The sequence below is a fragment of the Paenibacillus sp. IITD108 genome, assembly GCF_036541265.1.
GTDB lineage: Bacteria > Bacillota > Bacilli > Paenibacillales > Paenibacillaceae > Pristimantibacillus.
Genome location: NZ_JAZHCT010000005.1, coordinates 237,749 through 261,478, shown reverse-complemented (window position 1 = coordinate 261,478; position 23,730 = coordinate 237,749). Strand labels below are relative to the sequence as shown.

General features: G+C 45.8%; 23 protein-coding genes. 21 read left to right on the top strand and 2 right to left on the bottom strand.

Features of this window, described 5'->3' with window-relative positions; all coding sequences use genetic code 11:
- The first annotated feature begins 753 nt into the window (after window positions 1-753).
- From V1L65_RS06685 to coaD, 10 genes are all read left to right on the top strand, one after another.
- A complete protein-coding gene (locus tag V1L65_RS06685; protein ID WP_331698318.1) occupies window positions 754-2,514 on the top strand; it encodes a sensor histidine kinase in 1,761 nt (586 codons plus the stop codon).
- A complete protein-coding gene (locus tag V1L65_RS06680) occupies window positions 2,511-3,551 on the top strand; it encodes a response regulator transcription factor (RefSeq protein ID WP_331698317.1) in 1,041 nt (346 codons plus the stop codon). The genes V1L65_RS06685 and V1L65_RS06680 overlap by 4 nt, the downstream gene beginning before the upstream one ends.
- Before the next feature lie 137 nt (window positions 3,552-3,688).
- Window positions 3,689-5,119: an ABC transporter substrate-binding protein gene (locus V1L65_RS06675; RefSeq protein ID WP_331698316.1), complete on the top strand. Its 1,431-nt coding sequence runs from the start codon at window positions 3,689-3,691 to the stop codon at window positions 5,117-5,119.
- Window positions 5,120-5,198: 79 nt separating this feature from the next.
- Window positions 5,199-6,080 (top strand): carbohydrate ABC transporter permease, encoded by an 882-nt coding sequence (locus tag V1L65_RS06670; RefSeq protein ID WP_331698315.1) that lies wholly within the window; start codon window positions 5,199-5,201, stop codon window positions 6,078-6,080.
- Window positions 6,077-6,907 (top strand): carbohydrate ABC transporter permease, encoded by an 831-nt coding sequence (locus V1L65_RS06665; protein WP_331698314.1) that lies wholly within the window; start codon window positions 6,077-6,079, stop codon window positions 6,905-6,907. Before V1L65_RS06670 ends, V1L65_RS06665 begins: the two co-directional genes overlap by 4 nt.
- Window positions 6,908-7,207: 300 nt before the next feature.
- Entirely contained in the window at window positions 7,208-8,230 is a 1,023-nt protein-coding gene (locus tag V1L65_RS06660; RefSeq protein ID WP_331698313.1) for a Gfo/Idh/MocA family protein, read from the top strand.
- Window positions 8,230-9,243 carry a Gfo/Idh/MocA family protein gene (locus V1L65_RS06655; protein WP_331698312.1) on the top strand — a complete coding sequence of 338 codons (1,014 nt, stop codon included), beginning with the start codon at window positions 8,230-8,232 and terminating at the stop codon, window positions 9,241-9,243. The genes V1L65_RS06660 and V1L65_RS06655 overlap by 1 nt, the downstream gene beginning before the upstream one ends.
- The gene (locus V1L65_RS06650) at window positions 9,240-10,244 is read left to right on the top strand and encodes a Gfo/Idh/MocA family protein (protein ID WP_331698311.1); all 1,005 of its coding nucleotides are present in this window, start codon (window positions 9,240-9,242) and stop codon (window positions 10,242-10,244) included. The genes V1L65_RS06655 and V1L65_RS06650 overlap by 4 nt, the downstream gene beginning before the upstream one ends.
- A 281-nt stretch (window positions 10,245-10,525) precedes the next feature.
- Window positions 10,526-11,152, top strand: coding sequence for a 16S rRNA (guanine(966)-N(2))-methyltransferase RsmD (rsmD, locus tag V1L65_RS06645; RefSeq protein WP_331698356.1), 627 nt, complete (start codon window positions 10,526-10,528; stop codon window positions 11,150-11,152).
- Entirely contained in the window at window positions 11,142-11,669 is a 528-nt protein-coding gene (coaD, locus tag V1L65_RS06640) for a pantetheine-phosphate adenylyltransferase (protein WP_331698310.1), read from the top strand. The genes rsmD and coaD overlap by 11 nt, the downstream gene beginning before the upstream one ends.
- Here coaD and V1L65_RS06635 read toward each other — a convergent pair.
- Window positions 11,646-12,929, bottom strand: a complete 1,284-nt coding sequence (locus V1L65_RS06635; RefSeq protein WP_331698309.1) for a hypothetical protein — start codon at window positions 12,927-12,929, stop codon at window positions 11,646-11,648. The two genes, coaD and V1L65_RS06635, sit on opposite strands and share 24 nt — an antisense overlap.
- A gap of 92 nt (window positions 12,930-13,021) precedes the next feature.
- On the opposite strand from V1L65_RS06635, the gene V1L65_RS06630 reads away from it, so the two are divergent.
- The gene (locus V1L65_RS06630; RefSeq protein ID WP_331698308.1) at window positions 13,022-14,104 is read left to right on the top strand and encodes a S16 family serine protease; all 1,083 of its coding nucleotides are present in this window, start codon (window positions 13,022-13,024) and stop codon (window positions 14,102-14,104) included.
- On the opposite strand, the gene V1L65_RS06625 is transcribed toward V1L65_RS06630, so the two are convergent.
- Complete coding sequence (locus tag V1L65_RS06625) at window positions 14,091-15,338, bottom strand: nucleotidyltransferase (RefSeq protein ID WP_331698307.1); 1,248 nt, start codon at window positions 15,336-15,338, stop codon at window positions 14,091-14,093. The genes V1L65_RS06630 and V1L65_RS06625 overlap by 14 nt on opposite strands.
- A gap of 225 nt (window positions 15,339-15,563) precedes the next feature.
- Here V1L65_RS06625 and V1L65_RS06620 point away from each other — a divergent pair, with 225 nt between their 5' ends.
- From V1L65_RS06620 to rnc, 10 genes are all read left to right on the top strand, one after another.
- A complete protein-coding gene (locus V1L65_RS06620; RefSeq protein WP_331698306.1) occupies window positions 15,564-16,082 on the top strand; it encodes a YceD family protein in 519 nt (172 codons plus the stop codon).
- A 30-nt stretch (window positions 16,083-16,112) separates the two neighbouring features.
- Window positions 16,113-16,286, top strand: coding sequence for a 50S ribosomal protein L32 (gene rpmF, locus V1L65_RS06615; protein ID WP_331698305.1), 174 nt, complete (start codon window positions 16,113-16,115; stop codon window positions 16,284-16,286).
- A gap of 262 nt (window positions 16,287-16,548) precedes the next feature.
- Complete coding sequence (gene fapR, locus V1L65_RS06610) at window positions 16,549-17,145, top strand: transcription factor FapR (RefSeq protein ID WP_331698355.1); 597 nt, start codon at window positions 16,549-16,551, stop codon at window positions 17,143-17,145.
- A complete protein-coding gene (plsX, locus tag V1L65_RS06605; protein ID WP_331698304.1) occupies window positions 17,129-18,118 on the top strand; it encodes a phosphate acyltransferase PlsX in 990 nt (329 codons plus the stop codon). The genes fapR and plsX overlap by 17 nt, the downstream gene beginning before the upstream one ends.
- A gap of 9 nt (window positions 18,119-18,127) precedes the next feature.
- The gene (locus V1L65_RS06600; protein WP_331698303.1) at window positions 18,128-19,114 is read left to right on the top strand and encodes a beta-ketoacyl-ACP synthase III; all 987 of its coding nucleotides are present in this window, start codon (window positions 18,128-18,130) and stop codon (window positions 19,112-19,114) included.
- 86 nt (window positions 19,115-19,200) lie between these two features.
- Window positions 19,201-20,136: an ACP S-malonyltransferase gene (fabD, locus tag V1L65_RS06595; protein WP_331698302.1), complete on the top strand. Its 936-nt coding sequence runs from the start codon at window positions 19,201-19,203 to the stop codon at window positions 20,134-20,136.
- Between the two features lie 12 nt (window positions 20,137-20,148).
- The gene (gene fabG / locus V1L65_RS06590; RefSeq protein WP_331698301.1) at window positions 20,149-20,898 is read left to right on the top strand and encodes a 3-oxoacyl-[acyl-carrier-protein] reductase; all 750 of its coding nucleotides are present in this window, start codon (window positions 20,149-20,151) and stop codon (window positions 20,896-20,898) included.
- Window positions 20,899-21,001: 103 nt separating this feature from the next.
- A complete protein-coding gene (acpP, locus tag V1L65_RS06585) occupies window positions 21,002-21,235 on the top strand; it encodes an acyl carrier protein (protein ID WP_331698300.1) in 234 nt (77 codons plus the stop codon).
- A 238-nt stretch (window positions 21,236-21,473) separates the two neighbouring features.
- On the top strand, window positions 21,474-22,715 hold the full coding sequence (gene fabF, locus V1L65_RS06580) for a beta-ketoacyl-ACP synthase II (RefSeq protein WP_331698299.1): 1,242 nt from the start codon (window positions 21,474-21,476) through the stop codon (window positions 22,713-22,715).
- Window positions 22,705-23,403 carry a ribonuclease III gene (gene rnc / locus V1L65_RS06575; protein WP_331698298.1) on the top strand — a complete coding sequence of 233 codons (699 nt, stop codon included), beginning with the start codon at window positions 22,705-22,707 and terminating at the stop codon, window positions 23,401-23,403. Before fabF ends, rnc begins: the two co-directional genes overlap by 11 nt.
- The last annotated feature ends 327 nt before the right edge of the window (window positions 23,404-23,730 follow it).

The following is a 23,730-nucleotide window of genomic DNA, read 5'->3' as shown; positions in this document are numbered from 1 at the left end:
GCAAGATTGGTGAAATAATGGTAAAGTAAAGACCAAACAAATGATATGACTGGGGCTTATTACTGAAATGCTTCAAATAATTATCCAAAAGGAACAAAATATTATGAAAAGGGATATCAACTTTTACTGCAATTGCTGTTAAAGAAGAGAGCCAGTGGTAAAAGTTGATTATGTCCATAAAGCATCCTTTCACATTATGAATGTAATTTCTAACTTCTATTTCATATGTGCTGTTATAATAATTTCACTTATTATAGTCATAGTAGTATTGCGTAATAAAAAGTTGAAATATCAACGATAATTGTAGAAATCAACGCATTTTTGACCTCTTAGTGGGGTCTTTTTTTATGCTAATTGATGCAGGCTTATTTTGATAAAGCATAAGAAAGTTGGTCAACAATTGGTCAACAACATAATTCATTTAGGAATCTTTAACAAGTGAAAACCCTTATATATAAAGGGTTTATTTAAAAAAATCGGAGCCCTCTTTCGAGAGCTCCATACATGGGAGAGGAGAAACCGGACGAAGAACTTATGGGGAAACGTAAGTCTTCTCCGCGGTTGTCTACGGCATCTTCCGACGCCGATGAACTTATTTTGTCCGCTTTTAAAATGTTTATACCTGTATGCCCTGAAATATTTGGCTGCTGAAAGGATATTGACAATTTGTTAGCGGCGTGTCATAGATATAGTCACCTGAAATCATTAAGAGAGGATACGTGAAGGATGCTCCAACGGCTGCTGACTTTTTTAATGAATCGTTCTTTATTTACAAAAATATTCGTATCGATAAGCTTAGTATCGATGATCGGCGTATTCAGCATTGCTACGGTTTATCAAATTTATTTTAAGGATATTTTGATTGGCAACGAGATTGACCGCGTTCAGCGTTCGATCAATCAAGCGGCTCTGAATCTGGACAACCAGCTGAAACGAATCGTCAACGATATGTATTATTTCTTTGAATACTCCGAAACAGGTCTGGATTTGATGAAAGCAGAAATATCAGATATAAAGACAACAGAGGATATGCTCAATGCTTATAAAGTTTTGGAAGCGTTTCAAATGAGGTATTCAGGGGATGTAGAGTCCATTTTTTTAATCCGTAAGGATGAAGACGGCAAGGAGCGGTTTCTCTATGATCCGCGCTTCGTGCGCAATGAAGCTATAGATTACCGAACTCATCAATGGTATTACAATTTTACCCGAAAACAGAAGGCGCTTTGGTCGGAGTTGACGAAGGAGCATATTTTTTATCAGGATCGTTCGCTTCATTCTGTATATTTGACGATGGCTAAATATGATATTGACGGCAGGGACGGGATGATTGTAATACGGCTGAACGCCAAAATGTTTGGGGACGCCTTTCACTTGCTGGCAGATAATGATTTGTACATTGAGCTGATTCATACGACAGGCACCAAATTATTTGCTTCTTTCCCGCCTAAACCGGAGGAGAGCGCTGATTGGATCGCTATGACCGCACCTCTGGAATATTCAGGATTTGAGGTCCGCGCTTATGTAGATAAGCAATCGCTGCTTGATAAAGTGATGAAAATAAAAACCTTCCGAACGGTTGTCGTAGCTGCAGTGTTTATGATCACGCTAGTCATTTCGATTTTGCTCTCTTTAACTTTGGTCAGACCTATACGCAAGCTGCTGAAGCTGATGAGGCATGTGGAGAAGGGAGATTTCGACGTCAGGTTTCCGACTAAATATAAGGATGAAATCGGCACACTAGGCCTTGGTTTCAGCAAAATGATAGCACGAGTATCAGAGCTGATCCAGCGGGTTTATGTCGTAGGTATGGAAAAGATGGAATCCGAGCTTCAGCAGAAGGAAGCAACGATAAAGGCGATGCAAAACCAAATCAATCCTCATTTTCTTTATAACACACTAGAAACGATCAATTGTCTTGCAATTGTTCATCAAGTGCCAAGCATTAATCATATGAGCAAGGCGCTGGCCGATTTTTTTAGATATTCTATTGAAAAACAGCGTATTGAGGTTACGCTCGGAGAAGAGCTGGAGCATGTGAAAACCTATTTGCTTATACAGGCGGAACGCTATCCTGATATCGAAGCTGACTTATCAATCCCAGAGCATTTATACGATTATTCTATTATTAAACTTACTTTGCAGCCGCTTATCGAAAATGTTTACTATCATGCTTTTACCGGAGAAAGAGATTATTTTTTTACAGTATCAGGCTACGAGGAAAGTCATGCATCCTATGTCATTCAAATTGAGGATAATGGAGAGGGCATGGGCGAGGAGCAAATGCTGAGCATGATGGACTTGTTTCGTTTGGAGGATGTAAAAGAAATGCCGGAAACTATACCGGTGCATCTGAATACCCGTCATGGCATCGGCATGCTGAATGTGCATTTTCGGATTCGCTTGCGCTTTGGCGCCCCTTACGGCATCGAGCTGTCACATTCTGACTGGGGAGGATTGATTGTACGGGTAAGGCTGCCAAGAATCTTACATCAGGAAGGGGGAGCGACAGCGTGAAAGTGTTGGTTGTAGACGATGAGGCGATTATAAGGCGAGGCATTATTACGCTGCTTCAGCAAATGCATGCGGATATTGCATTGTGCATGGAAGCGAAGAACGGCAAGGCTGCTTTGGAAATGATGGAGCAAGAGCTTCCGGATTTAATAGTATCTGATATAAAAATGCCAGTGATGGATGGCATGGAGCTGATTAAAGCGGTAAAGGAACGCCAGCCGCATATTGCAATCGTTATTTTGACGGGATATGCCGATTTTTGTTATGCGCAGCAGGCTCTTAAATACGGGGTTTCGGACTACTTGCTTAAGCCGGTTACAAAAGAAAAGATGGAAGAGATGCTGCTCAAAATAAGGCTGAGAACGCCCGATGCTTGGGCATCAGATTATCAGCTTGTGCGAGTCATGAAGGATACGGTGATACAGCTGACTCGAAGCATGCTTGGCGAGCGAATGGATGAGGCTGAGCATTTGCTGGCGCAATGGAAGCAGTTTTGTTCGCAACGGAAGCTTACTCTGCTAGAGCTGCAGCAGCTGATGTCTCACTTTTATGTAGCATATACAGCAGAGTTAATTCAGCACATTCCTTCAGTTATAGAAGAAGAGCTTCAGCTTCAGCAAGCATCAAGCTCGGCTGAGGAGTTATTTCATAACTGGCAGTTATTCCTGCTAGAGCAGGTTCAGCTTATTGCAGATAAACGAGCGCCGCGCAACAAGCGTGTAGTTGATTTGGTAATAACTGAAATTGCGGCCAGCTTCTCGCGCGAGGACTTAAATTTGCAATATTTATCGGAATGCGCCGGAGTATCCCCTGCTTATTTAAGTAAAATGTTCCGGGAAGTGATGAATATGCCTATTACGCAGTATATAAGCGAGTACCGTCTGGAGCAAGTCAGGACAAAGCTGGAAAATGGGGATGAGGAGCGGATAAGCACCATTGCCGAACAATGCGGCTTTTATGATTACCCTTATTTCTCCAAAGTATTTAAACGAGCCTTTGGCGTCTCACCCTTGGAATATAGGGAAAAGGCTTTATCTTAGACCGCTGATGCGGTCTTTTAGTTTTCTAAAGACAAGCGAGGGCGTTTGGCGACATGGTTGAAAGCCTTTTCACATTTTATAATCACAATTGTAAGCGCTAGATTAGCTTCAATAAGACATAATCAGGGAGGTTCACTATGTACGGAAAATCGTCTAAGTCGGTACTCGTTTTTTTCTGTCTTGTATTAATGGCTTCGTTAATTGCAGCTTGCGGAGGCTCGTCATCCGGCAAGCCGGCTCCGAGCGAAAGTAATTCGGGCGGCAGTGCAGCACCTCAGGAGTCGGATAACGGCAGCGGAACGGAAAACGGTCCATTATCACTGGAGGACTGGGGCAAGAAAATAGCAGAAAAGCATAAGGGAACTGAGATCAAGCTTGCATTTGCCAGCCATCCGTCCACTGATGCTTTTCAAAAGATGACAAAAAGCTTCGAAGAGTTGACGGGCATCAAAGTGCGCTGGGAAGTAATGGAACAAACCTACTTGAAAAATAAGCAGCTTATGGATATTACAGCGAAAACAGGCACGTATGACGTATTAATGGTAGATAATTTTTGGAATGACGAGTATATATCCAAAAATGTAGCAACACCGCTTAACAGCTACTTGGATGACAGCAGCTTAACGCCAGAATGGTTCGACTATGATGACATCGTTCCTGCTTACCGCAATATGTTTGCGAAGCAAGACGGTACGGTCTATGGTATTCCTACGGCAGGAGAAACGCGCTTTATCGCTTACCGCAAAGACTTGTTTGAGAAGTATGACAAGCAACCGCCGAAAACGATGGATGAATACTTGGAGCTGGCGAAATTTTTCAACGGCAAAGAGGACGGCTTGTACGGTGTAGCGATGCGTGCGCAGCGCGGCATTCATTTTGCATCAGGGCTTATGAGCATTATGTATAATTTCTCCGACGGCATTTTGGATCAGAAGACAGGTGAAATTACGATGGACGATCCTTCTATGGTGCAGGCGTTGCAATTTTATGTAGATTTGCTGCAAAACGCCCCGCCAGACGTAGCTTCTTACACGCATGAAGAAGCAGTATCGGCTTTTATGTCAGGCAAGGTAGCGATGTGGCTCGATGCGACAGCGATTGCGCCCTGGATTCTTGATCCGAAAAAGTCAAAGGTGTATGACAAGGTAGGCTTTATGCCTACACCGGAAGGGCCGGCTGGACGTGCAAGCGCGCTTGCGGGCTGGACGATGGCGATTTCTGAGCAATCTAAAAATAAAGATGCGGCTTGGGCGTTCATTGTTTATATGAACAGCAAGCTGAGCAGCAAGGAGTATATCCAGCATGGCGGCGTATTGGTGCGAACCTCGCAATTCGAAGATCCTGAGCTGGCTGGCGATGATGTTATGTATCCGGTTGTGCTTGAAGCGCTGAAGGATGCCAACGCTCTTATGGAGCGCGGTGTTTCCTGGGTTCCGCCGCACGAGAAGCTGGGACAAATGCTTGACCGTGTAGGTTATTACGGCAGTATGGCATTAAGCAATGAGATGACGGTCGCCGATGCTGCCGAAAAAGCGCAGAAGGAGCTCGAAGATATCGTCAAGGAGTAGCAGATAAATTAGAAGAATGAGGAGTGCTGAGCCTGATGGATAATGCACTCCTCTCTTCAAGAAGTGAGAGGATATAATTATGCTGCGATCATACTTTAAACAACGGCCGTATATGGTTTATATACTGCCTGCGGTGCTTCTGCTGGGCCTGCTCACCCTCATTCCGACATTAGCGCTCTATTTTTTAAGTATTACAAATTATGAGCTGGGCGCTTCGTCTTTTAAAATAGTCTGGTTTGAAAATTATTGGCGTTTAATAAAAAGCGTTGAGTTCCGCAATTCCTTTTCGCTGAGCATTTATTTCAGTGTTCTGGTAACGGCAATTGAGCTCGTGCTCGGTTTTTTCCTGGCCAAGCTGCTCGATCGCGAGATGAGATTCAAGTCAGTCGTTTTTGCCTGTTTAATTGTACCGATTGCGATGACACCGAGCATTACGGGACAAATATGGAAGCTGATGCTGAATGCAGAATATGGCGTGCTTAACTTTTTACTTGAAAACTCGCTTGGACTTAAAGTTGTATGGCTCGCTCCAGAAAATGCGCTGCTTTCAACGATGATGGTTGATATTTGGCAAAATACTCCGTTTGTAGCTTTAATTCTTTATGCCGGATTGCGATCGCTTCCTATAGAACCGTATGAGGCCGCGCTTACGGATGGCGCAAGTAAATGGCAGGTTTTTCGTCATATTACGCTGCCTTTGCTTAAGCCTATGATATTGCTCGCTCTTATTTTCAGACTAATTGACTCGCTCCGTACCTTTGATATCCCGTTCTCCTTGACGCAGGGAGGGCCTGGAAGCGCTACTGAATTTTTAAGCTTGCACGTCTATAGGCTCGGATTTGCTCAAACGGGCTGGGTTGGCCGGGCATCGGCCGCCGCTTTGGTGCTGATGGTGCTCATTACGGTAATTAGTATGATATTACTGAGAATATTCCGCAAAGGAGTGGAGGAGAAAGGATGAAAACGATGAAGCTTGCCAAGCATACCAGTCACATGAGCCTGTCACTGATCACTGTTTTCGTCTGCGTTGTATCTGTCTTCCCGCTCTTTTGGATGCTGCTTGTAAGCTTTAAGACAGGAACGCAGACCCTTGATCCAAGCGTATGGTTTTTTAAACCGACATTGGATAATTACAGAGAAACTTTCATGTACCGCAACATTACGAGCTATTTGAGCAACAGCTTTATCGTGGTTGTCTTTACGACGCTTATTTCAATTATAATCGGCGGGCTGGCGGCTTATGGGTTTGCCCGGTTTGAATTCAAGAAGAGGGAGAATATGGCTTTTTGGGTATTGAGCTTGCGCATGCTGCCGCCTATGGCGACGGTTATACCATTTTTCGTGATGGCGCAAATGCTGCGAATTCTCGATACTCATTTGGTGCTCATTATTTGCTATATGCTTTTTAATATTCCTTTTACGATTTGGATGATGAGAGGCTTTTTTGAAGAAATTCCGCTTGCTATCGAGGAGGCTGCTTTGGTCGACGGCTGTTCAAGGTTTCAGGTGTTTATGAAAATATTACTGCCTCTGGCCGTGCCGGGACTTATTGCTACCGCTATTTTTTGCATTATACAATCGTGGAATGAATTTGCCTTTGCGCTGTTTCTTACCAGCTCGGATGCGAATACGCTGCCGACAACTGTTACGCTATTTCTCTCGATTACAGGTGTCGTATGGGGCGAGATGTCCTCAGTTGGCGTAATCACCATCATTCCTGTGCTTGTGTTTGCCATGATCGTTCAGAAATATATGATCCGGGGTTTAACCTTTGGCGGAGTTAAATAGAAGATGTCGGGGGCTGCTCATTTATTGTGGGAATCATTGGTAAGCAATATGAAAGGGGAACGGAGAGCAAGATTGGGACTGGAGAAGCGGCAGCGTCCGCCTTTGTAGGCCAATTTTAACCTTTAAATGTTTTAAATAATCTAAAAAATTGGCGTACAACAGCGGTCGGAAGCCCAAACTTGATCGTAGTGTCCATCCATTATCATTGCTTGATGCTTAAATCACAATCGACAGCCACGGCAGATATGTTTAAAGACAAATGTAGGGAATGTATGATATGGGGCAAAGGAGAGCTTGAACATGAAAGTGGCCATTATCGGTTGCGGTTTTATGGGATTTACGCATGCTGCGGCTTACCAGGCTATGGCAAATGTGGAATTGGTCGGCATGTGCGGTATGAGAGAACGGGAGATGCGGGTTGTTGAAAGAGGCATTCCTTATTTTGATACGCTGGAGCAAATGATTTCGGAGGCGAAGCCTGAGGTTATCAATATTTGTCTGCCGACACATTTGCATAAAGAAATGACAGTAAAGGCTGCCTCCGCGGGCATACATGTTATATGCGAAAAACCGATGGCCGGTAATTTAGCAGACGCCAAAGAAATGATCCAGGTATGCAAACGAAATAAGGTGAAGCTGTTTATTGCACATGTTCTTCGATTTTTTCCAAGCTATCAAAATATGACCGCGCACGTCAGACAAGGCGAAATCGGCGATCTTGGCGTGATTAACACGAGGCGGGTTGTCGCCCATCCGGGCAAGGAGCCCGGCTCCTGGTATAACGATGACGCCACAAGCGGCGGAGTAGTGATGGATCTTATGATTCATGATACGGACTTTGTAAGCAGCCTGCTGGGCGAGGCAGATACGGTATATGCTATGAAACGAAAAACGGCAGAAAAGCAGTATGCGCTTGTGACTATAAAATTTACGAACGGAACGCTTGCTAATTTGGAAGCATTATGGGGCTATGCGGGACCATTAACTTATTCCTGCCGCATCTCCGGGAAGAAGGGAGTTATTCGTTTTAACAGCGAGAGCAGCTCGAGCATTCGGATGATTAAAGATGTAGAGAAGGAAAAAGTTTCTGGTGCGGATTCCGGATCAGCAGCCGAAGCTGTCAGGCTGCAAAGCCCGCTGCTTCGGGATCCTTATCAAACGCAATTGGAGCATTTCATCGCTTGTATAAAAGATGGGACTGAGCCGGTTATTTCGGAGTACGATGCTTACAATGCGCTGCTTCTCTCTTTGGCTGCCAACCATTCTGCGGAGATTGGCCAGCCAGTAAAGCTTTCAACTTTTGCAACTGGAGGGGAAGTCTGATGACAATTCTAAAGGTCGGCATGATAAGCTTTGCTCATGCCGGACATCCCGAAAATTATTTGAAAGGACTGTTGAACCATCCTAACGTAATCATTGCAGGAATTGCCGATGAGAAAAAGGAACGGGTCGACAAATGGATCAGCGAGCATGACATACCTTATTACGCTGATTATCGCGATCTATTGCTGACGGATTGTGATGCGGTCATTATTTGCTCAGAGTACAGGGATCACGCTCGCATTACAATCGACGCCGCAAAGGCTGGAAAGCATATATTATGCGAGAAGCCGCTAGGCTTGTCCATTGAAGAAATGAGGCAAATGATCCATGTATGCCAAGAACAGCAGGTGCAGCTTATGACGGCGTTCCCTTGCCGTTATCTGACTTCGATTATTGAGGTTAGAGCTGCTATTCAGCGTGGTGATATTGGTGAGGTAATCGCGATAAAAGGGACGAATCGCGGTGTCAATCCGGGACATTGGTTTATTGATGCGGAGCGGTCAGGCGGCGGCTCAATAATGGATCATACCGTTCATATTATGGATGTAATGAACTGGATTATGGAGGTGCCGGTGAAGGAGGTTTATGCTCAGGCAAGCACCGTGTTTTACGACATCGACGTCGATGATGCAGGCATGGTGCATGTGAAATTCGAAAATGACGTGATTGGTGTTATCGATACGAGCTGGTCGCTTACGGAGGCATTTCCGATGATTTTTGATGTGACGCTTGAAGTGATTGGCACGAAAGGCGTCATTTCGGTGGATGCGCTAGCGCAAAACAATGAAATTTACGGCGGCAGCAGCAACAAAGCACAGTGGAGCTTTTGGGGAGATGATCTTGACCGTTATTTGGTAGAAGGGTTTCTCGATGCTTTGCTAAGCGGGAAAAATGTGCCGATTACAGGCGAGGACGGCTATAAGGCGACTGCTGTTGCATTGGCTGCCTACGAATCGATTCGTCGCGACGAAACGGTGGCGATGGCTCCTTTCGAGAAAGAGAGGCTTGCATGATAAAAGTCGGCGTTGTAGGGATGGGAATACGCGGCCAGTTATACGCGCAGACTGTGCAGCAAAATAATTATGCCAAGCTGCAAGCGGTCAGTGATGCTTATGAGCCTTCATTAGCTGCAGCTTGCGAGCGGTTCGGAGCAAATGGGTATAGTCATATCGAGCACATGCTGGAGCAAGAGCAGCTTGATGTTCTGATTGTGGCTACGCCGGATTATTTGCATAAGGCTCCGGTGCTTGCGGCAGCAAGCAAAGGTGTTCATATTTTAGTAGAGAAGCCTTTCTCCACTAGCCTGGAGGAAGCAGAAATCATGTATTCAGCTGTTCAGAAATCAGGCATCAAATGCATGGTAGCATTTGAAAATCGTTGGAATAGCCCTTTTGTTGCGGTTCAGGAGGCGATTAGGCAGGGGGAGATCGGCCGTGTACTTACGATGAATTCGCGTCTTAATGATACGATCTACGTGCCGACAAAAATGTTGAAATGGTCGCAAGGCTCTTCTCCGGGATGGTTTTTGCTGCCGCATTCAATCGATTTGGCATTATGGTTCAAAGGCGTAAAGCCGGTTAAGGTGTTTGCAGCAGGCTCAAAAGGCAAGCTGGCCGGCATGGGCATCGACACCTATGATTCAATCCAGGCAATCATTTCGTTTGAGGATGGAACACATTCGTCCTTTACGACGAGCTGGGTTTTACCTGAAAGCATGCCGATGATTTATGATTTCAAATATGAAATTATAGGGTCAGACGGAGCTTTATATGTTGATTTGGCCGATCAAATGGTACGTCAGGCGTCAAGCAGCTATAGACATATGCATACGCTAGGCACATCGATCAATGGACAGCTTGGTGCAGCGCCCAATTATATGCTGAACGCTTTTATTGATAATGTGCGTCTGGATACCGAGCCGTTGGCATCCTCAGCTGACGGGCTGTTGAATACGCGAGTTGTAGCTGCTATTCATCAGTCGATCAAATCAGGAATTTCAATTCATATCCAATAAATTCAGCGATAAATCACTTGTTTGACAGGCAAGCTCAAAGGAATGACATGCTCCCGTCCTTTGTGCTTGCCTGTGCTGTCATGCTATCCAACGCCTCTTTTAAAGACTTCATTTCCCCGAAATCCAATATCATTAAATCGCCATTCTTACTAATTAAAATAAGCTTATACTTTATTCCCTTACAGAATGTATGTTACTATAAGCGGGAATAGTCAAGAAGAATGCTTGGCTAAAGATATACAGTTTTTTGGTGAATAATAAGAACATCTTGAGGTGGATATCTGGGGTTCTTATATTTTAGAAAGGGGCAACAGGCAGTGAGAGTAATTGCAGGCGAAGCAAAAGGACGAGCCCTAAAAGCGGTTCCCGGCAATCAAACGCGGCCAACCTCGGATAAAGTTAAAGAGGCGATCTTTAGTATGATCGGTCCATACTTTAATGGAGGTATTGCGCTGGATTTATTTGCTGGAACAGGCGGACTCGGAATTGAAGCCTGGAGCAGAGGAGTGGAACGGGTTATATTCGTAGACCGCGAAAAGCAGAGCACGGATATTATCCGCTTGAATGTCCAGACCGTCAAAATGGAGCCATTTGCTGAAATTTACCGGAATGATGGAGAACGTGCCCTAAAAGCGTTAGCGCGGCGTGGGCTGAAGCTAGCTATCGTGTTTCTTGATCCGCCCTATCGCATGACGAATATGATAGAGCTGATGGAATCGCTTGCAGAGCTGCAAATGCTGGAGCAGGATGCTGTTATCGTCGTGGAGCATGACGCAGCTGTCAGCTATCCCCAGGAGCATCCGAGGTTTGAATTAAAAAAAGCTGCCGAGTACGGTGATACGGCGGTTACTATATATCAGTATAAAGACATCAATAGTTTTAGCGGGAGTGATTCTAATGTCGAATGAGCAAGCGTCCGATACGAAAAAAATAAGAATTGCAGTTTATCCAGGCAGCTTTGATCCTGTTACATATGGCCATCTGGATATTATTCAGCGTTCAGCCAAGCAATTTGATCGTTTAATCGTCGCTGTTCTTAATAATACAAGTAAAAATCCGCTATTCTCGGTAGAAGAGCGGAAAGAGCTGCTGGCGGAAGTGACGAAACATATTCCTAATGTCGAAATCGACAGCTTTCGAGATCTGCTCGTTCGATTCATGAAATCCAAAAATGCGAATGTCATTATAAGAGGTATCCGTTCCGTTACTGATTTTGAATATGAGCTGCAGCTAGCTTCAACGAATCATTTGCTGGACGACGAGATCGACACCATTTTTATGATGACTAATCCTAAATTTTCTTATCTAAGCTCTAGTATTGTAAAGGAAATTGCACATTTCAACGGTGATGTACATGAGCTCGTGCCTCCTTATGTAGAGATGAAGCTGCAGGGAAAATATTTAGAGCGCTCTAAGAAATCGTAATAAAATAGAATAAACAACGAGCAACAATCCTGCTGCTAATATAGTAAACGGAAGCGATAGCTGCCAAATATACGGCAAATCATGAAAGTAGAATAACAGTCGATGTTCTTCGGTTTGCCCGATCCATTTTTCTGTGAAAATCCGTACAACAGGGAATGTATTTTCCTTTACCATATGTGAAAGCAGCCAGGATAATGGTTTCCATAGTATAATCGTAAACAGAAAAGCATGCGCGGCATGCAATATACGATACAGTACGAATGGGAAAATGGAAATTCTAGAGCCGAAGGTAGTATAACTGGCTTGCAAAATACCGCTTATGCCGCTCCAGGATAACGCTGCAGCGATAATAGCAGCAGGCAAGGCCAAGCTTTTTCCCGGCTCAGCGTTAGCTGCAATGGCATGTGCTCCAAGATGGCTTTCAAGCAGTGCCTGTCCCAAATAAGGGAGCTGGGCGGACTGAAACAACGGTGAACATAACTTGGCTACCATAGCTGCAAAAATCATAAATCCGCCTACGACGAGCAGCTTTTGAACAGATGCGGCGACAGCATCGCCCAATACTTTGCCGAAGCTTCTGCCGTCCTCCAATCTGGCAAGCCGCATCGCTGCTGCAGCTCTATGAAGCAGTTTTTTATTCATCAACGATTTTTGAATATGAGCTGGCCATTCATGATTCGATGCTACAGCTTCAGAGAACTCAGCCGCTGAAGCTTTTTTTTCATTGGTTGAGGCATGTTGCTGGTGTGCTTTTTTTCTAGGGAGCAGCATTTGAACACTAAACATCATCCAAAGGCCTGACAGCCAAATGGCAGCCAAAATCATGATTCCTGTAATGGGCTCCTTCAAAAAAGCAGAGCCTACGATAACTAAAACGAAAAGCGGGCTGGGCATGTGGGCAATTGCCATCGTCCGCGCTGCTTCCGATTTATTCAGCAAGCCGCGCTTCATTAAATTCATAGCGGCATCGGAGCCGGCGGGGAAGCCGCCGAACCAGCCGATTGCAATTGGAACAGCAGCAGTGCCAGGCAGCTTGAAGCAGCGCCTTATTGCAGGCTCTGACAAAGTTGCAAAGCCGCGGATCAATCCAAAGGCAAGCATAATTTCAAACAGAATAAGAAAGGGCAGAAGCCCGGGGAAAACTATATTCCACCACACGCCAAGCCCTTGCAGTGATGCTTGAAAGGAAGCGTCCGGCTGGATAATGATCATACATACTAGACTGAGGGAGAGGGCTGCAAGCAATAATGTTCTACCCAACAGCGTCAGCTCCTTTGCTATAGATTGGACAAACGGTGCTCTGTAAATAGACTACGCTTAGCGGTGCGAATATAGACCTGTCTAGTTAAGCAATGAGTAATTTCAGTAAGGACGGAGGCAAAATGTACAATAAACTTTCCTATTGGCATAAAGCATTGTTAAGTGCGCTAGCAACTGCTGTTATGATGTGGCTGCTTTTATATTCTCCTACTCCATATGTGATTTTCGAGCCTGGTATTGCAGTTCCAGTTAAGCCTATGGTAGATATTGAGCAAATAAACGGAGAGGAGAGCAAGGGGAAGCTGTTACTAACCGCAGTTAAGCTTTCGGAACCTAATTTTTTTGAAATTATTAAGTCAGCTTTTGACCGGGATAAAGAAGTTTTTTATAAATATAAAGTGTTTCAAGGTCAGTCCAAAAAGCAATATGCCGAGCAGCTTGCGCACGTTATGCAAGGCTCGCAAAACGCAGCGATAGAAGCCGCCTACCACTTTGCGGGCATTCCATATAGCTACAAATTAAAAGCTATTTCAGTAGCCGCAGTGAAAAGCCGCGAAGAAGGTGGGGAATTGCTGCACGCAGGGGATATCATCCTGGGATTAAAAGGAAAAGAGCAGCCGGATAGCTTGAAGGATATGGTGCAGCAGCTAAAGCCTGAGCGAAGCGGCCAAACCTTTGAGCTGGAAATTATAAGAGGAACAGAACCGAAGGATCTGCTTGTCACGCTTGATCTCAATGTTGATTCGGAGCAATGGTCGCTCGAGCAATTGGCGGACCAGCTAGGTGTACAAACCTTTGCGGAAGCCAGGGAGCTGGTACCGGCACAGAGCGATGCTGCCATTGATATTAAAGCTGGAGAAATCGGCGGGCCATCAGCAGGTTTAGTATTCGCTCTGCATGCTATTGATTTGCTGACGGAAGGGGATTTGACCGAGGGGCTTGTTATCGCAGCTACAGGTACGATTAATTCAACGGGGCAGGTAGGCGCGATAGGAGGCATAAAGCAGAAGGTTGTCATTACAAGCAAGCAGGGCGTCCAATTATTTTTAGTGCCAAAGGCGAATGAAAAGGAAGCAGTGGCAAAAGCGAAATCGCTGCATACAGCGATGCAGGTTGTTGGGGTATCAACCTTGCAAGATGCTATAGCAGCGATCCACCAAGTTAAGGGGCGATAATCGGTTTTTCCCGGTAATCTCGATACAATTGTATGCGGGCTTCTGAAGCCGGCTTTGCCAGCTCGTAGACGTGGCTGGCGCGAATATCAAGCTCCAGAAAGTCTGTTAGCTGCTTTGGCCTTGCTGCGCTCATTAGAACAGGCAGTGTGGCTTCTTTGCGCATTCTGCGCAGCAAGCTGCGGCCCTTTTCTGTGAAGCCGAGCACACGAATATAGGTTACGCCCTCAGCAAGCCGCTTGGCCTCGAAGTCTTTTTTACGATGTCCAAGCAGAATAGCCAGCAGTGCACGCTGAAGCTTCGTTCTCGTATAGCGCTTAGTTTTCAGGGCACTCAACATTTCCTCCACAGTTGAAAACGTATTAGCTTGCAGCATATGATGAATGCGATACTCTAGCCCTTCTGTAATTTCATGAATGCTGGCCAGCTCATGAATTGGGGTTGTAAGCAGCTTGTGCAGCAATTGGCTGCGGAAACGTTCCCAGTCCATAGGACAGTGCCTGTTGCGCCAATGCTTTTCAATGATCTGAAAGGTAGCTTCTGGAATATATCCCTTTATTGCTTGCAGGTCTTGCTGTTCAAGCAGCATTTTGCGAATTGCCGTAGCGCTTGCTATCGTGCCGTCTTGAGCGGATGTGTCATTATATTGCGATTTTTCCCGGGCGATAGTGTAAGGCTTCATCGTGCCGTTTATCCGTCTTAGTGCAGTCAAGTAATGCAGTCCTAAAGTGTGGTTAGGCATATCGAATGAAAATTGTGCCGCATCAAGATCTCCGCAGTGCAACAAATATTGTTTGATTGCTGAGCTGTATGCATTCGGATAGCTGGCGCCAGCTTGGAGCAGCTGCTGCAGCAATGTTTTGAAGTCCTCCGGTTCATTGGCAACGATTCGCGCGGCAGTCTCCAACGGTTTGATGTTGCCGCTCTCCGTTCCAAAGCAGAAGCTGTCCACGACGCCAGTCGCCTGCAGCAGCGATACAGCGCCAAAGGCAAACCACTCCGCCGCTTGTGTCGCATAGGCAGCCGGCAGCTCGATAACCAGGTCGCAGCCGTTAGCCAGCGCCATCTCGGCCCGCGCCCACTTGTCCAGAAGCGCAGGCTCGCCGCGCTGCAAAAAGTTGCCGCTCATTACGGCTACAACAGCATCTGAGGATGTCATTTCTTTTGACTTTTGCAAATGGTAAAGATGTCCGTTGTGAAAAGGATTGTATTCTACAATTAGCCCGACTGTTTTCATGCTTGAATTCCTCTCAAGATGAAGTAATATTAATATAATGGTTATACTATAGCATAGCATATGACAGGGCTGGTTTGAATTTCTAACTGAATCAGGCGCTTAAATAAGGCATTGGCACTCAGCTTGCTGCCGGTTTGGAAGTTTTGACTAATCTTGAACAGTGAAATTGTTGACAAAACGCAGTACAAATAGATATAATAAACTTTGTTTGTTTGAGGTGATCTTATGCAATTTCATATTCAAGAGATGATGTCCAAGGGCTTGCAGGCTACGATCGATCAACAGATTGATGTTAGCGAGCTATTCAAGGGACGGCGTGATGTACTTAATGCAGGACCGCTGCATGTTTCACTTCAGGTAACCGGTTATGATGACTTCATAGCAGTTGACGGTCAGTTGACGATCGACCTGGAGCTGGCTTGCTCGCGTTGCCTGGAACCGACAAAGGAACATACGGTGATATCTTTTTCCGAACAATTCAAGCCTGTTGAATCGATTGAGGATACAGACGAAGAGGAAGAAGCAGACAGCGAGTTTATAGAAGTGACAACGGATAAATTGGACTTGCTGCCCTATTTAGAAGAATCACTGCTGCTGTTTATGCCGTTTGCACCACTATGTGCTGATGATTGCAAAGGTCTTTGCCAGCATTGCGGACATAACCTCAATGAAGGCTCATGCAGCTGCGAGACCGATCACATAGACCCGCGGTTTGAAGCTTTGAAGGATTTGTTTAAAAAATAGTGTATTGATTATGTGAAGGAGGTGGGAAAGATGGCAGTACCTCAACGTAGAACATCCAAAACTCGCCGCGACAAGCGTCGTACACACTTTAAACTTGCACTACCTGGTATGGTGAAATGTGAGCAGTGTGGAGAGTTCAAAATGTCTCACCGTGTTTGTAAAGTTTGTGGTTTTTACAAAACGAAAGAGATCATTTCCCAATAATCAATTTATTACAGCAATAACGCTTCATCATCCGATGAAGCGTTATTTTTTTTGAAATTAGTGAGGCTTTGTTGCCCGGCAGCTGTTATTTCATATATAATTTGCTAATCCATTGCACATGGACACATTTTTTTATATACTGTTTTAGTACCAGGTGATAAATTTGAATTAGATTGATTATATTTTTGTTATTTAAATAATGGAATCGTTTCATCTTACAGAAAATATAACTAGTATAAAGGTGGTGCCGATCATCGAACGGATGCCTAAACGGCAGCGGCATCAGCAGCTGGCCCAGTTGATTGAGGAAAATCCATTTATTACCGACCGAGAGTTAACGCGCTTACTGAAGGTAAGTATACAAACGATACGGCTTGATCGCATGGAGCTTGGCATACCGGAGCTGAGGGAAAGAATGAAGCTTATGGCTGAACGTTCCTATGACTCGGTCCGCTCTTTGCCTCTGCATGAAGTTATAGGTGATATTATTGATTTAGAGCTGGATCGTAGCGGTATTTCTGTATTTGAAATTAAGGAAGAGCATGTATTTTCAAGAACATCAATAGCCAGGGGGCATCATGTGTTCGCCCAGGCTAATTCGCTTGCAGTCGCCGTTATTGACGATGCTATCGCTTTGACAGTTACTGCAGATATTCGTTTTATTCGCCCCGTTAGACTAGGCGAGAAGTGTATTGCGAAAGCTTATGTACGCTCCATTTCTGGCGAACGCAGTAAAGCAAAGGTAGAGCTGTTTACTTATGTTGGCGATGAAATGGTTTTTCAAGGCAATTTCGTTATATATCGATCCGCAGGGGAGTCTGATCAAGAAGGAGGAGAAGCAATTGCGGATCGCAATTGATGCAATGGGCGGGGATAATGCCCCCGCTCTTATTGTGCAGGGAGCTATTGAAGCGGCAAGACAGTTTCCGGATACGGAACTGTTGTTGGTCGGGAACACAGCTGCAATTGAGCCCTTGCTTGGCAGAGGCTGCCCGGGCAACGTGTCGCTTCATCATGCCGATGATATTATAGAACCGGATGACGAGCCGGTTAAGGCGGTTAGACGCAAGAAGGGCGCGTCCATGGTAGTGGCGGGGCAGCTCGTTCGGGAAGGCAAGGCTGATGCGATGCTGTCAGCTGGCAATACAGGAGCACTTATGACAACAGGCCTGTTGGTTGTTGGCCGCATGGAAGGAATAGAACGCCCGGCGCTTGCGCCAATGCTGCCTACGATGGACGATTTGGGCGTGCTTGCGCTTGATCTTGGAGCAAATATGGATGCAAAGCCCGATCATTTGCTGCAATACGCGATTATGGGCAGCTTGTATCGTGAAAAGGTGCATGGACTACAAAAGCCGCGGGTAGGACTTCTAAATGTCGGAACAGAAGCGAAGAAGGGCAATGAAGTATCTCGTGCTGCATTTGATTTGCTCGAAAACGCCCCAATTCATTTTATAGGTAATGTGGAAGCCAGAGATGTGTTGAACCGCAACTGCGATGTGCTCGTTTGCGACGGCTTTGCAGGAAATATACTGCTTAAGGCGATGGAAGGCGCAGCCGGCACTATTTTTTCAGAATTGAAAGGGGCTTTCGGCCATTCCTTAATGACTAAATTAGCAGCTGCCATTATGATGCCTCGCCTGCGCGCTCTAAAGAAAAAAATGGATTATAAGGAGCATGGCGGCGCTCCTCTGTTAGGATTGAAGGGGCTTGTCGTGAAATGTCACGGGTCTTCGGACGTAGTAGCCGTCAAAAATGCAGTACGTCAAGCGAGATTAGCCATTCAAAGTAATTTGATTCATTCGATTGCAGCAGAAATTAATGGGAAGTGAGTGTGTGTAATGAGTTTGCGTCCAGTCGGCATTATTGGAACAGGCAAGTACGTTCCGGAGCGGATATTAACCAATCATGATTTAGAACAAATGGTAGAGACGAATGATGAATGGATCGTCACTCGAACAGGTATTAAGGAGCGTCGCGTTGCCTCAGCTGGCGAGGCTACTTCTGATTTGGCCTACGAGGCATCGCGACTAGCGATAGAGGCAGCTGGGCTTACTGCCGATGATATTGATCTTATAATTGTAGCTACGATTACGCCGGATATGTTTTTTCCGTCAACAGCCTGCTTGCTGCAGGATAAGCTGGGCGCCAAGAAGGCGGCTGCCTTTGATCTGTCAGCAGCTTGCTCCGGCTTCATCTATGGGCTTTCAACAGCTTCCAGTATGATTGCTACCGGTATGTACAAGCATATTTTGGTTGTAGGTGCCGAGACGCTTTCGCGCATTACAGATTACACGGACCGCAATACTTGCATCTTGTTTGGCGACGGCGCTGGAGCAGTTGTGCTGGGCGAGGTTCCGGAAGGCCGAGGCTTCAAATCGTTCGTGCTTGGCGCGGACGGCAGCGGCGGCGAACTGCTTAAGGTTTCTGGCGGCGGTTCAAGAATGCCGGCTACTGAACAAAGCATAGCGGATAAAAAGCATTATATTTATATGGCAGGGAATGATGTGTTTAAGTTTGCTGTTCGCATTATGGGCAGTGCTGCTGAGGAAGCGCTGGAGAAGGCTGGCATGACCAAGGATGAGATTGACTTGCTTATTCCGCATCAAGCCAATATTCGCATTATTCACTCAGCGATGAACCGATTGGAGTTATCTGAGCAGAAAGCAATGATTAATTTGAACAAGTATGGCAACATGTCAGCTGCTTCAATTCCTGTCGCATTGGCTGAAGCAGTCGAACAACAGCGTATCCAGACGGGAGACAAGCTTGTATTTGTTGGTTTTGGCGGCGGTTTGACATGGGGTGCTTCTGTGCTTGTATGGTAAATTTATAATAATATGGTAGTAATTGCGGCAGCGAGCGTCAGGTTGTGTGATGGCACTCCTTTCAGCTCGATGGGAATGGGGGAAACATGGGCAAAATAGCATTCATATTTCCTGGGCAGGGGGCTCAGGCTGTAGGTATGGGGAAAGATGCTTATGAAAAGCATGAAGCTGCTCGAGCTATATTCGAGCAGGCGAATGAGGTGCTTGGCTACTCTTTGACAGACTTGATCATGGAGGGACCTGAGGAAGTTTTAAAGCAAACAGCCAATACACAGCCTGCGCTGCTTACAGTAAGCACTGCGCTGCTCCAGGTTGTAAAGGAAAAAGGGCTGAAAGCTGATTATGTAGCCGGCCATAGCCTTGGTGAATACAGCGCGCTTGTCGCTGCGCAGTCTCTTACGTTTCAGGATGCTGTTCTGCTAGTCCGCTCACGCGGTTTGTTTATGGAGGAAGCGGTGCCTGGCGGGCAAGGAGCGATGGCAGCTGTGCTTGGAGCAGAGCGAGGAGCGCTTGACGAGCTTTGTAAGCAAATTTCTTCAGAAGTAAGCGTTGTTGAGCTTGCCAATGTGAATTGCCCTGGACAAATTGTTGTATCAGGCAGTGCTGCGGGTGTACAGGCGGTTGCCGAGCGAGGCAAGGAAGCAGGTGCGAAACGTGTTATTCCACTGGAGGTAAGCGGACCGTTCCATTCCTCATTGATGAAGCCTGCCGCTGAACGATTAGCGCAAAAATTGGCTGAAGCGGCTATTGCTCCGGCAGCCATTCCTGTTGTTGCCAATGTTACAGCCAAGCAAGTAACGGCATCAGAGGAAATTCGCGCGCTGCTTGCTGAGCAGGTATATTCTCCTGTATTGTGGGAAGACAGTATCCAATACTTGATCGGACAAGGGGTAGATACCTTTGTTGAGATCGGTTCAGGCTCTGTTTTATCTGGATTAATTAAAAAAATAGATAAGACCGTTCGTATTATTACTTTGAATAGCCTAGAAGCCATTGAGGCGCTAGATGCTATTGAAGTATAGGAGGGATAGCTTATGTTTGCGAGCTTAGAAGGCAAAACAGCATTAGTTACTGGCGCTTCTCGCGGAATTGGCAGAGCGATTGCGATTGCGCTTGCTGAAGGCGGAGCTGATGTTGCAGTGAATTATTCCGGCAGCGAGGCTGCTGCGGCCGAAACTGTCCAAGCGATTGAAGCGCTTGGCAAGAAGGCGATAATGATTAAAGCAAATGTAGGTAAGGCCGATCAGTTTGACGCCATGGTTAAAGAAGTTATCGATCAGCTAGGCGGCTTGGATATTCTAGTAAATAATGCAGGCATCACAAGAGACAATCTCATTATGCGCATGAAGGAAGAAGAGTTCGACGAAGTAATCGAAACGAATCTCAAGGGCGTTTTTAACGGCATTAAAGCAGTGACACGCTCGATGATGAAGCAGCGTTCTGGCCGCATCATTAATATTTCATCGGTAGTTGGTGTGCTTGGCAACCCTGGACAGGCGAATTATGTCGCTGCAAAGGCTGGCGTAATCGGTTTGACAAAGGCTAGTGCCAAGGAGCTTGCATCGCGTGGAATTACAGTCAATTGCATCGCTCCAGGCTTTATTCAAACGGATATGACAGATCAATTGCCAGAAGAGATGAAAAATACTCTTTCTGCACAAATTCCGCTGGCTAAGCTTGGACAAGCATCTGATATTGCGAACGCGGTGCGTTTTCTGGCCTCGGATGCAGCATCCTATATGACAGGTCAAACGGTTCATGTAGACGGTGGTATGTACATGTAGCTTTCTTTTTAAAATATAGGAAAGTATAAGAAATTGCTGGACAAAGGTTGCAATAGCATTTTATTATTAATTTTCGTATAATACGGTGGAGGAGGTGAACCGGATGAGCGATATAGTAGAGCGTGTAAAACGCATTGTCATCGATCGCCTTGGCGTGGATGAAGCAGAAGTTACTCTTGAAGCTTCTTTTAAAGATGACCTCGGCGCTGACTCACTTGACGTTGTAGAACTAGTCATGGAGCTGGAAGACGAGTTTGATATGGAGATCTCTGACGAAGATGCAGAGAAAATTACTACTGTAGGTGAAGTTGTGAACTACATACAATCCCTTGCCTAATAAGCAGTAGTAAAAGAAACGTTTATGGCGTCCTTGCTTGAGGACGCATAGTTTCTCGAAAAAATATAAGAACAAAGTAAGTGAATATGCTTATTCATTCTTATGTTTCAAGAAAAGTCCCGTTGCAAGACGGGACTTATCTCCATCTATTACGGTTATTTCGCGACTTGTCGCATTTATATAGAAGCAGTATTAGAAATTAGCATCATCTATATTGCTAAGTGCAGGGGTGAATGGAATGAAACATAGAGTAGTTGTAACTGGTATGGGCGTCATTACTTCTCTAGGGTCTGACCTGGAGCAATTTTGGGGCAATTTAATGGAAGGCAAATCTGGTGTTTCTGAAGCAGAAGCATTTGATTTTTCGGACTATACAACTCGAATTGCTGCAGAAATCAAAAACTTTAATCCCGAGGATTACGGTATTGATAAGAAGGAAGCTCGCAAAATGGACAGATTTGTTCAATTTGCTGCAGTAGCCAGCAAGCTTGCCATTGAGGACTCCGGTCTTCGCATCGGCGACAATGCTGATGCAGAGCGCGTAGGGGTTATGGTCGGGTCCGGCATCGGCGGTCTTGGCACTTGGGAAGATCAGCATAATATATTGCTTGAGAGAGGCCCGAAGCGGGTCAGCCCGTTTTTTATTCCAATGATGATTGCGAATATGGCATCTGGACAGGTTTCCATTATGACTGGAGCTAAGGGTCCTAACAGCACAGCAGTTACAGCCTGTGCGACAGGCACGCATTCAATCGGAGATTCTTACAAGCTCATTCAGCGCGGAGATGCAGACGTTATGATTGCGGGCGGTGCGGAAGCGACAATCAGGCCTACAGGAATGGCGGGATTTTGTTCAATGCGCGCTATGTCGGTCCGCAATGATGAGCCAACAAAAGCCAGCAGGCCGTTTGATATTGATCGCGATGGTTTTGTCATGGGCGAAGGGGCAGGCATATTGGTGCTTGAATCACTTGAGCATGCCAAGGCGCGCGGCGCAAAAATCTATGCCGAGATTATCGGTTACGGCATGAGCGGCGATGCGCATCATATGACGGAGCCAGATCCGAACGGAGCGGCGCTATGTATGAAAAAGGCAATTAAGGATGCAGGCATTGATCCTTCAGAGATCGACTATATTAATGCGCATGGCACATCAACGCCTGTAGGTGATATTTCCGAAACGAAGGCGATTAAAATTGCTTTTGGCGATCATGCTTATAAGCTGGCTGTCAGCTCGACCAAGTCCATGACAGGCCATTTGCTTGGCGCTGCCGGCGGGGTAGAGAGCGTAATTATCGGCTTGACGCTGCAAAATGGCATGATACCGCCTACGATCAATTTGGATAACCAAGACCCGGAGTGCGATCTTGATTATGTGCCTAACCAGCCGCGCAAGGCTGAAGTGCGTACAGCGTTGTCCAATTCCTTCGGATTTGGCGGCCATAACGCGACGATTGTGATGAAAGTATATGAAGAATAATTCATTTGATGAGCTGCAGCGTTCGCTGCAGCTTAATTTCAAACAGCCAAAGCTGCTGAAGCAAGCGTTTACGCATACCTCATATGTAAATGAACAAAGAGGCGTTGTTCAGCATAACGAGAGATTGGAATTTTTGGGCGATGCGGTGCTTCAACTGCTCGTTTCAGAATATTTGTATACAACTTACCCCAAGCGCCCTGAAGGGGAGCTGACCCGCATGCGCGCCTCAATCGTTTGCGAAGCCTCGCTGGCTTATTTTGCCGAAAAGCTGGAGCTCGGCGAGCATATTTTGCTTGGCCGCGGTGAGGAGCAGCTTGGCGGCAGGCAGCGTCCGGCCCTGCTTGCAGACCTGTTCGAATCGTTGCTTGGCGCTCTTTATCTGGACGCCGGTCTGGAAGAAGTCAGACGATTTCTAGAGCGGTATATGTTCCCTAATATTGAGTCCAATGATTTCGGACTCGTTATGAAGGATGCCAAATCGAAGCTGCAGGAGCGAGCGCAGCATCACGGGCTAGGGGCAATCGAGTATAAAATTACGGAAGAAAAAGGCCCGGCGCATGACCGGGAATTTGTCGTAGAGGTATATCTCGGCGAAGAAAAATACGGTACAGGCACCGGCCGCACGAAAAAGGAAGCGGAGCAGCGCGCTGCTGCTGAGGCGTGGCAAAAGCTGCCTCAGGAAAAGTAAACGCATACGGCAGAAGAGCTGCTGAAATGAAAGGCGCTATGTATGCAAGTGAGCAGGATAGATTACTATACGGAGTGAATGCGGGATGCTGTTGCACGATATGCGATAGCATTCTTTTTGTATTTTTATAAATGCAGGAAAGTATAAGTTTTCACCTTATACCAGTTTTTATATTGTTTTTATATTAGTTCGGTAAACGTTACTACTTCATTAAAGCGAAGAATAAGGGAGCCGTTTGTCCTTGTCAAAAAAAGACGGTGAAGCAGCCGTTTCTCGTGCATATGCTAGTCGTTTCTTAAGAGTTAATATGATACAATATGCTATGAG